This window comes from Bradyrhizobium sp. CFUWI, from assembly GCF_056429085.1.
Genome location: NZ_JBWJZE010000002.1, coordinates 449,410 through 464,279, shown reverse-complemented (window position 1 = coordinate 464,279; position 14,870 = coordinate 449,410). Strand labels below are relative to the sequence as shown.

The window sequence follows — 14,870 nt, the reverse complement described above, 5'->3', positions numbered from 1 at the left end:
AGTTTCATGGCGGGACTGTCGGCATGCGTTACGGCGAGCACGACAGGGCCGCGGCGCGTGTTGACGCGGACGAATTGAAGGCCGGCGGAGTGCGAATGCGCCAGGCTTCACGACCCGGACGTCGCGCGCCGGATCGGGGATGCCCTGACACGACTGAAGGCGGCGGCGGCCAAGCAAGACCTCGTCGGATGCCTCGAGGCCAAGACCGATTTCTACGCGGCGCTGATCGGCGGCTGCCGCAATGCCTTCATCGAGCGCATGCTCAAGCCGCTGCACGACCGAATTCAACTGCTGCGGATCACATCAATGTCGCAGCCGAAACGGATCAACAAGAGCCTGCGCGAGGCAGCAATAGGTACCGTATCTTATCTGATCCCGTCACGGATCATGTACCCGGCGCCGCGGATCGTGTGCAGCAGCGGCCGCTCGAAGCCCTTGTCGATCTTGGAGCGCAAGCGCGAAATGTGCACGTCGATCACGTTGGTCTGCGGATCGAAATGATAGTCCCAGACGTTCTCCAAGAGCATGGTGCGCGTCACCACCTGGCCGGCATGCTTCATCAGATATTCGAGCAGGCGGAATTCGCGCGGCTGCAGCGTCAGCTCGTCCTTGCCGCGGGCGACGCGATGCGAGAGCCGGTCGAGCTCGAGATCGCCGACGCGGTAGAGCGTGTCCTCGACGGGCCCGCCGCGGCGGCGTGACAGCACCTCGACCCGGGCCAGCAGCTCGGCGAAGGAATAGGGCTTCGGCAGATAATCGTCGCCGCCGGCGCGCAGGCCCTTGATGCGGTCGTCGACCTGGCCGAGCGCGGAGAGAATCAGCACCGGCGTCGTGTTGCCCTTGTCGCGCAGCGCGCCGATCAGCGACAGGCCGTCGCGCTTGGGCAGCATGCGGTCGACCACAAGCACGTCGTAATCCCCGCTCTCGGCCATGGCGAGGCCCTCCTCGCCGTCGGCGGCGTGGTCGGCAATGTGTCCGACCTCGCGAAACGCCTTCACGAGGTAGTCGGCGGATTCGCGGTCGTCTTCGATGATGAGGAGGCGCATCGTGCGTTCGGCGGCGGTCAAGGAGGTCAACCTTCTCTAAACATGGCGCGAGCGGCAATCGCATGCAAGCCGAGGGGGAGACGCTGGCATGGAGAAAAAGGCGGGCGGTGAAGCTGGGGGGACTTCACCGCCCTAGGCCTTCCGACGGAGGGGGGCGTTTTTCCACCGGAAGGTAGCAAGGGGAAGCGATTGTTACGCTGCTTCCCCGAAGGGCGCCGGCGGCGGGGGCGACTGATGCCGGCGACACCCTTCATCTCGAGAGCCTCCTAAACGCTTACCCCTTGGCGAGGGGCACCGCGACGAAGCGCGACTGGCCGCCGCTCTTCACGCGCATCAGGACGCTGTTCTTGTTGTCGGTCCGCGCCGTATTGATGGCATCGCGGACTTCGCCGGCGGTGGCGACGCTCTTGCCGCCGACTTCGAGAATCACGTCGCCTTCCTTGAAGCCGCGTTCAGCCGCGGCGCTCTTCGGATCGACCTGGGTGACGACGACGCCTTCCTTGCCGGCGCCGGCCACCGAATTGGCGGGCGCAACGGTCATGCCGAGCCTGGGCACGTCGGTACCCTTGCTCGCACCCTTGCCGCTGTCATTGTCGTTGTCGGCCTTGGCCTCGACCGTGTTCGGCAATTGGCCGAGGGTGAGGTTGACCACCTTGTCCTGACCCTTGTGCAGCACGTTGAGCTTCACGGTCGCGCCCGGCGCCATGCCGCCGATGGTGCGGGCAAGCTCGCGAGCGTCCTTGACGGGTTCGCCGTTGACCGCCGTGATGACGTCGCCGGATTCGATGCCGGCCTTGGCTGCCGGACCGTTGGCCTGCGGCTCCGCCACCAGCGCGCCTTCGGCCTTCTTCATGCCGAGGCTGTCGGCGATGTCGGACGTGACGGGCTGAATCTGCACGCCGATCCAGCCGCGGCTGACCGAGCCCTTGTCCTTGAGCTGGGCGACCACGCTCTTCACCGTGCTCGCCGGAATCGAGAACGCGATTCCGACGCTGCCGCCGGAGGGCGAGTAGATCGCGGTGTTGACGCCCATCACCTCGCCATTCGTATCGAAGGCCGGACCGCCGGAATTGCCCTTGTTCACGGGCGCGTCGATCTGGATGAAATCGTCATAGGGGCCGTTGCCGATGTCGCGGCCGCTCGCCGAGACGATGCCCGCGGTCACGGTGCCGCCGAGACCGAAGGGATTGCCGACCGCAAGCACCCAGTCGCCGATCCGCGGCTTGCTGTCGGCGAGCTTGGCGAACGGGAAGTTCGAGCTGCCCTCGACCTTGATCAGGGCGAGGTCGGTGCGCTGGTCGGTGCCGATCACCTTGGCGGTGTAGGTCTTGCCCTCGTCGGTGGTGATCTCGACCTTGTCGGCGCCGTCGACCACATGGTTGTTGGTCACGGCAAAGCCGTCAGCCGAGATGAAGAAGCCGGAGCCCTGGCCCTGCACGACGCGGCCGCGGCCGCCCTTCATGCCCGGGGGGAAACCATCCGGTCCGCCGAAGCGGCGGAAGAAGCGCTCCATCGGCGAGCCCGGCTGGAACGGCGAGGCGGAATCGTCGCCGTCATCGTTGCTCGCGGTCTTTTCCTTCATGTTGACCTTCACCGAGATCACCGAGGGCTTCACGCGCTCGACGATGTCGGCGAAGCCGATGGGACGTTCGACCTTGCGGACCTCGTTGTTGACCTGCGCATGCGCCGGGCTCGAGAACAGCTCGGCCGGCGAGCTCGACGGGCCGAAGCCATAGACGGCCGCGCCAAGGCCGGCGACGACCGAGGCCATCAGCGCGAACTTGCGCGCGGAGAACACCGACCGGCGCGGCTGCCGGTAGGACGGAAGGTTCGAGAGGTCGATACGGTCGGTCATGCAGAGATCTCCAGGGCCTTGAAATCCATGTGATGCCTGAGGGCGGCACCTTACGGACCTGAAGATGGGGGCTCCCGCCTTACCGTGCGCTGGCGGCGGGGTTAAACTTTCGTAATAAAGGCGGAACGCGGATGCGGCAGTTTAGCGCAGGCCGAAAATTGTGATTCCACAGGAACTTAACTCGAGTTCCCGGAACGCGCGGGGGTGGGCTTTTTGGCGCGCTTAGCTTGCTCTGACGCTGACGATGAACTCGTCGACTTCGCGCTTCAAGGTTTCGGCCTGCTGCGACAGATCGACCGCGGAATCCCGCGCCTCGGCGGCCATGCGGCCGGTCTCCGCGGAGGTCGAGGTGATCTGGACGATATGGTTGGAGACGTCGAGGGTGCCGCGCGCGGCGTCCTGGGCGCTGCGCGTGATCTCCTGCGTCGCGTTGCGCTGCTGGGAGGTGTCGACCTCGATGCCGGACATGATGGAGGAGATCTCCGCCAGCGTCTTGGAGATGCCGTCGATCGCGTCGCGCGTCTGTGCGGTGATGCCCTGAATGCTGGCGACGTGGGAGGTGATCTCTTCCGTCGCCTTGCTGGTCTGATGCGCCAGATTCTTCACCTCGGAAGCGACCACCGCAAACCCCTTGCCGGCCTCCCCTGCCCGTGCCGCCTCGATGGTGGCGTTCAGCGCCAGCAGGTTGGTCTGCGATGCGATCGCCTGCACCAGCTGGACGACCTCGCCGATCTTGTCGGCTGCATCCGACAGCGTGTGGATGGTGTCGCGGCTCTTCTCCGCCTCGGACGCCGCGCCTTCGGCGCGCTGGGTCGCGTCGGTGACGCGGCGGCTGATCGTGCCGATCGAATTCGTCATCTCCCCGGCAGAACCTGCCACCGTCTGCACGCTGGCGCTGGCGAGGCTCGCGGCGCTTGCGACCGCATTGGCCTTGGTGCTGGTGTCGTTGGCCGTCCGCGACAGCGTCTCGGCGTTGCTCTTCAGGTGCACCGCCGATGACGCCACGCTGTCGACGACGCTGGCAACGAGGTCGTTGAAGCGCTTGATCCGGTCGTCCAGGAATTTCGATCGCTCGGCCTGGTGCTGCGCTTCGTGGAGCTGCCGTTCGGTGAGGTGGCGCCGCTCGATGCCGTTGGTCTTGAACACCTCCAGCGCGCCGGCGAGCAGGCCGATCTCGTTGGTGCGGCCGAGCCCCGGAACCGGCGTCTCGAACTTCTGGTCGGCGACCTCGCGCATCGCATGGACGATCGCCGCCAGCGGATTGAGGATGCCGTTGCGGACGGCAAACCAGGTGGTGAGGCAGATCGCGAAGGCGACGACGGCGATCACGCCGCAGGCGGCCAGGAAATAGGAGAACGCGGCCTGCGCCTGCTGATAGATCTGCATGGCATGGTCGCGCGCGGGGCCGCTCAGCGCGGCGAAGTCCGAGGACAGGCTGGTGATCTCGTTGTTGAGATAGAGCACCGCAATGAAGCCGGTGCCGCCGCCGATGCCCAGCAGAAACAATAATGCAGCGACGACGGCGCCGACCAGGAAGCGGATCGTCAGATTGCTGTTCGCGAACATGGGGGCACTCGGAGTCTGGAATCGAAGCTCGCGACAAGCTTCCAGACAAAGGTCAAAATACCATGAACCGCGCCGCGGCGAGCCGGCGCTCTACGTAGGATTACGTGGCCAGTCGCGTCACTACGGAGATTTGGTCTCGTCGGACATCAAGGCCGCGAGCTTCGCCTGTTCGTCGGCCGTGAGCGGCGGCGCTGGTAGGTCTGCACCGCCACGGGCGCGACGCCGGATCTGCAGCCACAGGGCCATGCCGCCGCCGATCAGCAGCACCGGCCCGAGCAGCCACAGCAGCAGGTTTTGCCGCTCGAAGCGCGGCTTCAGCAGCACGAACTCGCCGTAGCGCGCGACCAGGAAGTCGAGCACCTGCGAATTGCTGTCGCCGGCGCCGATGCGCTCGCGCACCAGGAGCCGCAGGTCGCGCGCCAGCGGCGCATCGGAATCGTCGATCGACTGGTTCTGGCAGACCATGCAGCGCAGCTCGCGCGACAGCTCGCGCGCACGGGCTTCCTTGGCCGGATCCGACATGATCTCGTCGGGCTGCACCGCGTGGGCTGCCGGCAAAGCCAGCAGCATCAGCAGGGCGAACGCGGTCATGATCCGGCGCATCGGATCACTCCGCCGGTTGGAGGCGCTGCTTGGCCCGCGCCGGCTTCGGCGCGCCGACCCGCAGGCGCCGGTCGGACAGCGACAGCACGCCGCCGAAGGCCATCAGCACCGGTCCCCACCAGATCAGGAGCACCATCGGCTTGTAATAGATGCGCACGGCGATGGCGCCCTCGGCGTTGGCGTCGCCGAGCGAGATATAGAGCTGGCTCGCGCCGCGCGTCAGCAGCGCGGCCTCGGTGGTCGAGGAGCCGCGGGTGGTGAAGCTGCGCTTGGACGGCGTCATGACGCTGAGCGGCGCGCCGTCGCGGCTGACGTTGAACTCGGCAATCATCTCGCGGTAGTTCGGCCCCTGACGCTGCAGCACCCCGTCGAGCTTCACGTCGAAGCCGGCGATGTGGGCGACGTCGTTCTGCTTCATCGTCGCGATATATTCGCTGTTCCAGGTGGTCTCGCAGACGATCCCGATCAGCGTCACGCCGAGGCTGGCATGCGCAAACGCGGTGCCCCAGGACGAGCGCGGCAGGCCACGCGCCCGGTGCAGCACGGTTGCGAACGGCAGCCGCACGAGGCCGGTCCGCTCGACGATGTCGGTGACCGCGCCGGCGATGACGAAGACGCCAAGCCCGATCGCGAGCGGCGCCAGCGTGCTGCCGCCCGTCGCCCAGCCCCAGGCGATGGCGACGGCGACGAGCCCGGCAACGCCCGCAGCTAACAGGCGCTGCGTCACGCCGAGCAGGTCGCCGCGCTTCCACGCCAGCATCGGCCCGAACGGCACGGCCAGCAGCAGCAGGGTAAACAGCGGCGCAAAGGTCAGGTTGTAGAACGGCGCACCGACCGACATCTTGAAGTCAGCGAGCATCTCCATCGCCAGCGGATAGAGCGTGCCGAACAGCACGACGGCGCAGGCGACCGTGAGCAGCAGATTGTTCAGGACCAGCGCGCCCTCGCGCGAGATCGGTGCGAACAGGCCGCCCTGCTTCAACGACGTGGCGCGGCCCGCGAACAGCGACAGGCTGCCGCCGATGAACAGGCAGAGGATCAGCAGAATGAACACGCCGCGGGTGGGATCGGTGGCAAAGGCGTGCACCGAGGTGATGACGCCCGAGCGCACCAGGAAGGTGCCGAGCAGCGACAGCGAGAAGGTCAGGATCGAGAGCAGGATGGTCCAGACCTTCAGCGCGTTCCGCTTTTCCATCACCAGCGCCGAATGCAATAGCGCGGTGCCGGAGAGCCACGGCATCAGCGAGGCGTTCTCGACCGGATCCCAGAACCACCAGCCGCCCCAGCCGAGCTCGTAATAGGCCCAGTACGAGCCCATGGCGATGCCGAGCGTCAGGAAGATCCAGGCGACCAGCGTCCACGGCCGCACCCAGCGCGCCCAGGCCGCGTCGATCCGTCCCTCCATCAGCGCCGCGATGGCGAAGGAGAACGAGATCGAGAAGCCGACATAGCCGAGATAGAGCATCGGCGGATGCACGGCGAGCCCGATGTCCTGGAGCACCGGATTGAGATCGCGGCCCTCGATCGGCGGGTTCGCGATACGCAGGAACGGGTTCGACGTCACGAGGATGAAGAGATAGAAGGCGCTGGCGACCCAGGCCTGGACGGCGAGCACGTGCGCGCGCAGCGACAGCGGCAAATTGTTGCCGAAAGCGGCGACCAGCCCGCCGAACAGCGCGAGGATCGACACCCACAACAGCATCGAGCCTTCATGGTTTCCCCACACGCCGGTGATCTTGTAGAGCAGCGGCTTCATCGAGTGGGAATTCTCGTAGACGTTGGCGACCGAGAAATCCGAGTTCACGTGCAGCATCACGAGAGCGATGAACGAAGCGCAGACGAACAGGAGCTGCGCCAGCGCCGTGGAGCGCGCCACGTTCATGAGCGCGACGTCACGCAGGCGCGCGCCGATCAGGGGCAAGACCGACTGGATCAGGGCGAGCCCGAGCGCCAGCACCAGGGCGTAATGTCCGGATTCTGCGATCACCGCACCGCTCCTTGCGGATTGCCCTGCGCCGTTGTCGCCGGCTTGCCCGCATCGGACGTCTTGCCGCCGTCGGAAGGCTTGCCGCCGTAATCGTCCTTCCAGTGCCCCTGCTTCTTCAGGGCATCGGCGACGTCCTTGGGCATGTAGGTCTCGTCGTGCTTGGCAAGCACGGTATCGGCCTTGAACACACCGTTGGCATCGAGCGCACCTTCGGCGACGACGCCCTGCCCCTCGCGGAACAGGTCGGGCAGGATGCCCTTGAAAGCCACCGGCAGCTTGGCGTTGCCGTCGGCGACCTCGAAGGTCACCGCGAGATTGTCCCCGCGCTGCAGCGAGCCGGGCTGCACCAGCCCGCCGAGACGAAACCGCTTGCCCGGCTCGACGTGCTTCTCGGCGACCATGGTCGGCGTCGAGAAGAACACGATGGAGTCGCGAAGGGCGTTGAGCACCAGCGCGGCCGCGAGCGCGAGCACGGTGAGCGAGCCGCCGATGATGGTCATACGTCGCTGCTTGCGCGTCATGGCGTATCCGTTCTCCGCTTCTGTCGTCCCGACATCGTCATCCGCCGAGCCCGAGCGTCCTGAGGCCTTCGTTGAGCTGGCGAAGCCGCTCGCCGTCGCTGGCAACCGCCTGCCGGGCATCGGCCGACGCCCCCATCGCCTTGTCCCGCTCGCCCATCACGAGATAGGCGCGCACCAGGCGCAGCCAGCTCTCGACGTCGTCGCCGTTCTGCTTCAACCGGGTGGCCAGACGTTCGACCATGCCGCGCACCATCGCGTTGCGATCGCCTTCGGCCATGTCCTTGGAAGCTGCAATCGCCTCGTCGGACAGCGCCGGCATCGTGCCGCCGCCGCCGACCCGCGCCAGCGAGGTCTGCACCAGGGCGCGCCAGGGCGCATCGGCGGGCGCCTTGGCAAGCAGCGCGCGCCAGATCGTCGCGGCATCGTCCTTGCGGCCGTCCTGCTCGGCGGCGAGGCCGAGGAAGTAGTTGGCCTTGGGATCGTCCGCGTCCAGGGCCTGGGCCCGCTCGAACTCCGTCTTGGCCTCGGCGGTCACCACGCCGCCGGCGGCGGCCGAGAGCGCTTCGCCGAGATCGGCCCGGCGCTCCGCGCTCTCGCCATTGTAGGTGAGCGAGTTGCGATAGGCGCGCACCGCATCGTCGAAACGGCCGAGCCGCTGCAGCACCGGCGCCAGCACGTTCCAGCCGCGGCCGTCGGTCGGATTCTTTTCCAGATGTTGCTGGACCTGTGCGACGAGGTTCTCGAGCGACTGCGCCTTGCCCGGCACGCGCTCCCGTTGCGCCAGCGGAAAGTCCTGTAATTTGGGCGAACCCAGCGGCATGTAGACGCCGAGCGCAACGAGCGGCAGGCCGGCGAGCGCCAGCACGGCCGCCACGCGGCGCCATGTCACGTTCGACGTCGGTGCCGTCGCGGGCTCGCTCGCGGCCGCGGCAAGCAGCCTGCGGCTGATCTCGACCCGCGCGGCCTCGGCGTCGGGCGCCGGAATCATGCCTGCGGCGAGATCACGCTCGATCTCGGCCAGCTGGTCCTTGTAAACCGCGACCTCGCTACCTTGATCTTGCGCGCGTCCCTTGCGGCCAAGCGGCCAAAGCACGGCGAAAATCGCCGCGACCGTCATCAGCGCGAACACGAACCATAGCGTCATCTGGCAAGCTTCCGGCAGCGCACGAACCGCGCCCATAGGTGCCTTTACACCACGGCCGGACGATGCGGCAATTGACAATTGTCAATTCGGCGCGACCGCAAGCAGTCTCGAAGCGATGCAAATCCAACGGCTTAGCGGATCTCGAAATCCGCACTTTGCGCGGCCTGCTCGCCGTGGCCGTTGAAGGCCTTCAGGAAGTACGTTCCTGGGGGGACGGCCTCCGGCAATCTGATGCGCAGCGCACCAACGGGAACCGGGGACGCAACCCGCGTGATGGTCTCGGACAGTTGCCGACCGCTTGCCTTCTCGACCACCACCACTTTGGCGCCGACCATCAGCCTTTGATACTTGGCAACGACGACGCGGTTCTCAATTTCGATCGAGCTGATGACGGGTTTCATGCGCACGAATAGAAGTCCCCGGATTTCCACGGGGACCGTACGGCGCGGTACCGGCACCGTCAACCAGAAATTGTGATTACAAAATATACGCCTCAATCAGCTCGCGCGCGACGATTTTCGTTCGCCCGTAGCGGCGTTTTGCGCGGCCCGGCTCATCAGCGAGGCGTAGTCGTCGCCGAACAGCACCTGGCAGAAGCGAATTGCGGCGTCCACCTGCTGTTGCCGATAGGTGCGGACCTTGTGATCGGCGGCCCGCAACGACTGCACCAGCTGCTCGGTCGAGCGTTCGACGTATTGCTGGAGGTCGGAATAGGTGCGCAGCGTCACTTCGTTGATCGCCAGCTCGCTCGCATAATTGCGGCAGGTCGCGACGAAATCGATCAGTGCCACGGTCTCTTCCACCTCGGTGCTGTCGATCCGCGCCCCCGGCGGAATGTCCTTCTCTGGCCGCTGGCGCAGGATGCGGCGGACCCGGCCGGGAACGCTGTCGATCTCGGATTGCAGCGCATTGGAGATGTCGGCCCGGATCGAGGTGAGCTGCCTGCCCCAGGCGGAATCGTTGCGCAGGTCGAGCTCGGTGCGCAGGCCGCGCACGCCGTCGTGCAACGCCTTGAGATTGCCGGCCACGTTGTCGAAATGGCCGCGCTTGATGTCCATGCGCAAGGTGGCCGCGACACAGGACAGATCGTGCAGCGCGATCGTGACGGCAACGCCGTAAGGCGTCGCCGCGACGCGGATCTCGTCGTCGGAGGCGGCAATCTTGATGGCGAGGCGAATGATCTGCCACGGCGCGGTCATCCGCTGCACCACGATCGACAGCGCGAAGGGCAGCATCTGCGGCGTCTGGAGCACCGGAATATTGAGCGCCGACGTCACCGAGGCGATCTGGGAATCGCCGAACGCGCGCAAGGTCCGCGGCAGCCTCTCGTTCAGGCTGGCGACGGCCTCCCGGACCTGGAGCACCGCTCCGATCGAATAGAGGTCCTCGATCACGTTGGGCGGGCCGACCCGGGCCAGCGCGCGCGATTTGTCGCCGCCGCCGGGACCCGTCAGCCCGAAAATGGCGTCCGCAGCCGCGGCTTGGAGCTTCAGCGCCAAGGCCTCGACCTGCCCCGCACTATCGGCGGGCATACGGGCCAGCGCGGCCTCGAATTCGTTGATCTTGCCTGGCGCGCCGTCGCGGCCGAGCCATTGCCAGATCGGCTGGAGCGAGGAGCGGCGAATCTGGCCGACCCGGATCGGGACGCCCGCTTCGACCAGGAACGGTTCCAGAACCTGGAACAGCAGCCGCGACAGATCGTCCGTGCGCGGCGGCGGGGCTTCATCGGCTTCGGTCTTGCGGACAATCTTGCGCAACTGCTCGAGCACGAGGGTCGCCACCGCCGTGTCCTGGCCGCGCTCGAGCGCGCGCTCGAACTCCCGCATCAGCAGCGCCTGCGCCTGCGGCGGGAGCTGCGCCAGATATTCCCTCAGCCGCTCGATCGATGTCTGGCTCATGCGCCCGGGTAATGCACGGTAAAGTGGCGGACATGGATGCGTCCGGGCGCGATCATAGGAGGGCCCACTTAAGAAGCCGTTTAGGAAGTCGGACCGAATCCCTCTGGTTGTTGGCGTCGGCCGGCCCCTGGCGCGGACGAAATATCATGCCAGAACAACGGATTATATTCCCGGAAGGACCAGTTCGGCGCGCAGGCCGCCGGTCGGCGCGCCGCTGAGCGAGAGGCTGCCGCCGTAGAGCGCGGCGAGGTCGGTCACGATCGACAGCCCCAATCCCGAGCCGGGCTTGGACTCGTCGAGCCGCTGGCCGCGCCGGGAGACCTGCGCGCGTTCCGCTTCCGACAGGCCGCGGCCGTCGTCATCGACAATGATCCGCAGGCGCGGACCCGCACCCGCCTGGCGCGGCGCCTCGACCAGCACCTCGATCAAGACGCGCGAGGCCGCCCATTTGCAGGCATTGTCGACGAGATTGCCGACCATCTCCTCCAGATCCTGGCGCTCGCCGCGGAATTTCGCCGACGGATCGGCCTTGGCCTCGACCACGATGCCACGATCGCGATGGATCTTCTCCATGGTCCGCCGCAGCGCCTCGATGGCAGGCGCCACCTCCGTCACGGTCGCGACCACGGAAACCCGCGCTGCGATGCGGGCTCGCTCCAGATGATGGGCGACCTGGTCGCGCATCACGTCCGCCTGCTCCATCACCTTGGCCGCGAACGGATCGGCAATGTGGGCGCCGGCCTCGTTGACGATGACCGAGAGCGGTGTCTTGATCGCGTGGGCGAGATTGCCGACATGGGTGCGCGCGCGCTCGACGATCTCGCGATTGGCATCGATCAGCGCATTGGTCTCGCGCGCCAATGGCGCGATCTCGACCGGGAATTCGCCCTCGAGCCGCTCCGCCCGCCCGGAGCGGATGTCGGCGATCGATTCCGAGATGCGCTTGAGCGGCGCCAGGCCGAAACGGACCTGGAACACGGTCGTCAGCAGCAGCACGATGCCGAGCGCGGTGAAGGTGCCGCCGAGATAATAGTCGAAGCTGCGCGTCTCGTCGAAAATCTCGGTGTCGTCGCCGGCGACGCTGACCAGAAACTTGCCGTCGGCCCCGAGATCGACCGGCCGCTCGACCATGCGCAGGTTCTGCCCTTCGGGCCCATCGACATAGGCAAGGCGAATGCCGGCGGCGGTGAGCTCGGTGCCCTGCTCCTCCAGCTTCGGCAGCTTCTTGTCCCAGAGCGAGCGCGAGGAGCGCACCTCCGGCTTTTCGGTGTCGGTCCGGGTGATCTGCCAGTACCAGCCCGACAGCGGTAGCTCGAACAGGGGCTCACCCAGCGACTGGAACTGGCGGTCCGGCGGCTCGTCGGGGGTCGCAACCTCGGCGATGAGGGTGCGCAGATAGAGGTTGAGCCGGCGGTCGAAGGCGCGCTCGGTGGCGTTCTTGTAGACCGACGAGAGCACCACGCCGGTGATGGCCAGGATCACCACGAGCCAGGCGGTCGCCGACAGGAACAGTCGGTTGGCGAGTGAGCTAGCGGCCATCGGAAATATCCCGGGAGGCGCAGGATGGCGGGGCGTCGGAGGTCATGACCGGACCAAGGCCCCTGTCGGGCGACCCGTCAAGCCCCGGAGCGCGTCAGGTGGCCGGCGGGGTCAGGAGATAGCCGAGGCCGCGGACGGTCTGGATGATGTCGACGTCGAGCTTCTTGCGGATGCGGCCGACGAACACCTCGATGGTGTTGGAGTCGCGGTCAAAGTCCTGGTCGTAGAGATGCTCGACCAGCTCGGTGCGGGAGACCACCCGCCCGGAATGGTGCATCAGGTAGGCCAGAAGCCGATATTCGTGCGAGGTCATCTTGACGGGATTGCCTGACACGCTGACCCGCCCGGTCCTGGTGTCGAGGGTGACGGGACCGCAGCTAAGCTCGCTCTGGGCGTGGCCGGCCGAGCGGCGCAGCAGCGCACGGATGCGCGCCAGCACCTCCTCCAGGTGGAACGGTTTTGCGACGTAGTCGTCGGCGCCGGCATCGAACCCCTGCACCTTGTCGCTCCAGCGGTCGCGGGCGGTGAGGATCAGGACCGGCATGGTGCGGCCGTTGCGGCGCCAGGCCTCCAGCACCGAGATGCCGTCCTTCTTCGGCAGGCCGATGTCGAGCACGACGGCATCATACGGCTCGTTGTCGCCGAGATAGTGCCCCTCCTCCCCGTCGAAGGCCCGATCGACGACATAGCCGGCGTCGGTCAGCGCCTTGGTGAGCTGGCGATTGAGATCAGGGTCGTCCTCAACAACGAGCAGGCGCACGCTTCTCTCCAGAAATAGGCCGCGACAATACCGCACCAGATGAGCAATTCCGGCGTGAACTGAATATGAACGCGGGGAACCTGCCGCGTTACTTTTTGGTCATATACTTTTGGGTCATATACGAAGTCCATCACCGACGCGACTGCGCCCGCCCTGCGGCCGGACGGACCGGCAGCAGGACGGGCGCAATGTGCCGCGTGCCCGCGGCAGGCCGGAAGGTCCGCCCTTCCCGTGAATTCGGCCGTCAGGTCCGGAAGAACACGAACCAGATGACGGCGAGGATCAGGATCGCTAGCCCGGTCGAAATGGCGAGCAGCGCCGCCACCGAAGGCCCGGGCTCGCCCTGGCGCGCCTCAGTCGGAGTTTCCACGATCTGACGCTGCTCTCGCGTGGTTGCCATGATGCCCTCAATCTGGATGTCGCTTCGTTAGCCGCGACCTCCTCGCAGCTGATGTCTGGGCCAACGCGTGATTGGATACGATGTTCCGGCTTTTACGCTCGGATCGGGCCGCGACCGCACGGCCCCGCGGCCGGTTAACGCAGTTGGAAGATTCAGCAACCGACCTTGCTTTGATTCGTTGTTCCACGATGGTATCCTTGTCTTCTGTCCCTGTTGCGTTTGGAGTAGCCCATGGCCCCCCGCGCCAATTGGAAGGGTTTTTTGCGTCTGTCGCTCGTGACCTGCCCGGTTGCGCTCTATCCGGCGACTTCGGATACCGAGAAGGTCTCCTTCAACCAGATCAACCGCAAGACCGGCCACCGGATCAAGTACCTCAAGGTCGACGCCGAGACCGGTGACGAGGTGACCTCCGAGGACATCGTCAAGGGCTACAAGATCGACACCGATACCTACATCGAGGTCACCAAGGACGAGCTCGACGAGATCGCGCTCGATTCCACGCACACGATCGATATCGACGAGTTCGTGCCGAAGACCGACATCGACAACCGCTATCTGATCCGCCCCTATTACCTCGTGCCGGACGGCAAGGTCGGCCACGACGCCTATGCCGTGATCCGCGAGACCATCCGCAGCATGGACAAGGTCGCCATCGGCCGGGTGGTGCTGACCAACCGCGAGCACATCATCGCGCTCGAGCCGCTCGAGAGCGGGCTGATGGGCACGCTGCTGCGCTACCCCTACGAGGTCCGCAGCGAGACGGAATATTTCGACGATATCCAGGACGTGAAGCTCACCAAGGACATGCTCGACCTCGCAAGGCACATCGTCGAGAAGAAGTCCGGCGCGTTCGATCCGGAGCTGTTCGAGGACCATTACGAGACCGCCCTGATCGATCTCATCAACAAGAAGCGCAGCGGCATGCCGATCGCGGCCAAGGCCGCGCCGAAGACCGGCGGCAACGTCATCAACCTGATGGACGCGCTGAAGAAGAGCATCGCGAACGAGAAGGATGTCGCGCCCGCGGCGAAGGTCGCCAAGGAGTCCAAGGCCAAGAAGCCGAAGAAGCGCGTCGAGGGCCAGCGCGAGATGCTGCTGCCGATATCCGGCAAGGGCGGCAAGGACGCTGCGGCAAAGGCGAAGGATGCCCCGAGAAAGGCAGCCGACAAGCCGGTCCGCGCGCCGGCGCGGGCGAAGAAGGCGGGCTGACAGCGCCGCATCAATCACGCCGTGATGTCACTCCTCGCGGATCAGGCGGCCTGACATGCCCTGGTCGACGGCGTTCGACGATCCCGTTCGCGTGAGCAGCAAGCGCACGCTGCACACGCTCCAGGACGCCGCGGACTACATCATGCAGCTGCCCGAGGACGCCCAGCACGAGGCGCACTGGCAGACCGCCGTCGAGACCTTGATCAACGCGGCCGAGACGGGCGGCGGCTGGGTGATGTTCGCCCGTATCGCCATGCTGCGGGCCCTGAATGCGCCTGGCCGGCGCCGATGAACGCGCTGGCCTCGGCAAAGAGCCTCAACAATCCGTTAAGCGGCACCCTG

The 14,870-nt window shown here is 66.2% G+C and carries 14 protein-coding genes and 1 pseudogene; 3 read left to right on the top strand and 12 right to left on the bottom strand.

What is annotated here, in order from left to right:
* Positions 1 to 132: 132 nt before the first annotated feature.
* Positions 133 to 285: pseudogene (locus AC066S_RS05925) on the top strand (FCD domain-containing protein); the annotation flags it as partial.
* A gap of 80 nt (positions 286 to 365) precedes the next feature.
* Here the strand turns inward: AC066S_RS05925 and AC066S_RS05920 are convergent.
* From AC066S_RS05920 to AC066S_RS05865, 12 genes are all read right to left on the bottom strand, one after another.
* On the bottom strand, positions 366 to 1,046 hold the full coding sequence (locus AC066S_RS05920) for a response regulator transcription factor (RefSeq protein ID WP_478269159.1): 681 nt from the start codon (positions 1,044 to 1,046) through the stop codon (positions 366 to 368).
* A 274-nt stretch (positions 1,047 to 1,320) separates the two neighbouring features.
* Positions 1,321 to 2,901: a Do family serine endopeptidase gene (locus AC066S_RS05915; RefSeq protein WP_478269158.1), complete on the bottom strand. Its 1,581-nt coding sequence runs from the start codon at positions 2,899 to 2,901 to the stop codon at positions 1,321 to 1,323.
* Between the two features lie 222 nt (positions 2,902 to 3,123).
* Positions 3,124 to 4,467 carry a methyl-accepting chemotaxis protein gene (locus tag AC066S_RS05910; RefSeq protein ID WP_126256147.1) on the bottom strand — a complete coding sequence of 448 codons (1,344 nt, stop codon included), beginning with the start codon at positions 4,465 to 4,467 and terminating at the stop codon, positions 3,124 to 3,126.
* Positions 4,468 to 4,587: 120 nt separating this feature from the next.
* Positions 4,588 to 5,070 (bottom strand): cytochrome c-type biogenesis protein, encoded by a 483-nt coding sequence (locus AC066S_RS05905; protein WP_126256148.1) that lies wholly within the window; start codon positions 5,068 to 5,070, stop codon positions 4,588 to 4,590.
* Between the two features lie 4 nt (positions 5,071 to 5,074).
* Positions 5,075 to 7,057: a heme lyase CcmF/NrfE family subunit gene (locus AC066S_RS05900; protein WP_478269157.1), complete on the bottom strand. Its 1,983-nt coding sequence runs from the start codon at positions 7,055 to 7,057 to the stop codon at positions 5,075 to 5,077.
* Positions 7,054 to 7,578: a cytochrome c maturation protein CcmE gene (ccmE, locus tag AC066S_RS05895; protein WP_478269156.1), complete on the bottom strand. Its 525-nt coding sequence runs from the start codon at positions 7,576 to 7,578 to the stop codon at positions 7,054 to 7,056. Before ccmE ends, AC066S_RS05900 begins: the two co-directional genes overlap by 4 nt.
* A 37-nt stretch (positions 7,579 to 7,615) precedes the next feature.
* Positions 7,616 to 8,722 (bottom strand): c-type cytochrome biogenesis protein CcmI, encoded by a 1,107-nt coding sequence (ccmI, locus tag AC066S_RS05890; RefSeq protein ID WP_478269155.1) that lies wholly within the window; start codon positions 8,720 to 8,722, stop codon positions 7,616 to 7,618.
* Between the two features lie 131 nt (positions 8,723 to 8,853).
* The gene (locus AC066S_RS05885) at positions 8,854 to 9,123 is read right to left on the bottom strand and encodes a hypothetical protein (RefSeq protein WP_126256744.1); all 270 of its coding nucleotides are present in this window, start codon (positions 9,121 to 9,123) and stop codon (positions 8,854 to 8,856) included.
* Positions 9,124 to 9,219: 96 nt separating this feature from the next.
* Entirely contained in the window at positions 9,220 to 10,620 is a 1,401-nt protein-coding gene (locus tag AC066S_RS05880) for a hypothetical protein (protein WP_126256152.1), read from the bottom strand.
* A 162-nt stretch (positions 10,621 to 10,782) separates the two neighbouring features.
* A complete protein-coding gene (locus tag AC066S_RS05875) occupies positions 10,783 to 12,159 on the bottom strand; it encodes an ATP-binding protein (RefSeq protein ID WP_478269154.1) in 1,377 nt (458 codons plus the stop codon).
* 94 nt (positions 12,160 to 12,253) lie between these two features.
* Complete coding sequence (locus AC066S_RS05870; RefSeq protein WP_478269153.1) at positions 12,254 to 12,919, bottom strand: response regulator transcription factor; 666 nt, start codon at positions 12,917 to 12,919, stop codon at positions 12,254 to 12,256.
* A 244-nt stretch (positions 12,920 to 13,163) separates the two neighbouring features.
* Positions 13,164 to 13,319 carry a hypothetical protein gene (locus AC066S_RS05865; protein ID WP_018315820.1) on the bottom strand — a complete coding sequence of 52 codons (156 nt, stop codon included), beginning with the start codon at positions 13,317 to 13,319 and terminating at the stop codon, positions 13,164 to 13,166.
* Between the two features lie 231 nt (positions 13,320 to 13,550).
* On the opposite strand from AC066S_RS05865, the gene ku reads away from it, so the two are divergent.
* The gene (gene ku, locus AC066S_RS05860) at positions 13,551 to 14,528 is read left to right on the top strand and encodes a non-homologous end joining protein Ku (protein ID WP_478269152.1); all 978 of its coding nucleotides are present in this window, start codon (positions 13,551 to 13,553) and stop codon (positions 14,526 to 14,528) included.
* A 55-nt stretch (positions 14,529 to 14,583) separates the two neighbouring features.
* Positions 14,584 to 14,820, top strand: a complete 237-nt coding sequence (locus AC066S_RS05855) for a hypothetical protein (RefSeq protein ID WP_126256156.1) — start codon at positions 14,584 to 14,586, stop codon at positions 14,818 to 14,820.
* The last annotated feature ends 50 nt before the right edge of the window (positions 14,821 to 14,870 follow it).

What these genes read in the sequence shown, in the direction of transcription:
- AC066S_RS05920 (WP_478269159.1), bottom strand. Translation starts at nt 1,046, where the DNA reads ATGCGCCTCCTCATCATCGAAGACGACCGCGAATCCGCCGACTACCTC.
- AC066S_RS05915 (WP_478269158.1), bottom strand. Translation starts at nt 2,901, where the DNA reads ATGACCGACCGTATCGACCTCTCGAACCTTCCGTCCTACCGGCAGCCG.
- AC066S_RS05910 (WP_126256147.1), bottom strand. Translation starts at nt 4,467, where the DNA reads ATGTTCGCGAACAGCAATCTGACGATCCGCTTCCTGGTCGGCGCCGTC.
- AC066S_RS05905 (WP_126256148.1), bottom strand. Translation starts at nt 5,070, where the DNA reads ATGCGCCGGATCATGACCGCGTTCGCCCTGCTGATGCTGCTGGCTTTG.
- ccmE (WP_478269156.1), bottom strand. Translation starts at nt 7,578, where the DNA reads ATGACGCGCAAGCAGCGACGTATGACCATCATCGGCGGCTCGCTCACC.
- ccmI (WP_478269155.1), bottom strand. Translation starts at nt 8,722, where the DNA reads ATGACGCTATGGTTCGTGTTCGCGCTGATGACGGTCGCGGCGATTTTC.
- AC066S_RS05885 (WP_126256744.1), bottom strand. Translation starts at nt 9,123, where the DNA reads ATGAAACCCGTCATCAGCTCGATCGAAATTGAGAACCGCGTCGTCGTT.
- AC066S_RS05880 (WP_126256152.1), bottom strand. Translation starts at nt 10,620, where the DNA reads ATGAGCCAGACATCGATCGAGCGGCTGAGGGAATATCTGGCGCAGCTC.
- AC066S_RS05875 (WP_478269154.1), bottom strand. Translation starts at nt 12,159, where the DNA reads ATGGCCGCTAGCTCACTCGCCAACCGACTGTTCCTGTCGGCGACCGCC.
- AC066S_RS05865 (WP_018315820.1), bottom strand. Translation starts at nt 13,319, where the DNA reads ATGGCAACCACGCGAGAGCAGCGTCAGATCGTGGAAACTCCGACTGAG.
- ku (WP_478269152.1), top strand. Translation starts at nt 13,551, where the DNA reads ATGGCCCCCCGCGCCAATTGGAAGGGTTTTTTGCGTCTGTCGCTCGTG.
- AC066S_RS05855 (WP_126256156.1), top strand. Translation starts at nt 14,584, where the DNA reads ATGCCCTGGTCGACGGCGTTCGACGATCCCGTTCGCGTGAGCAGCAAG.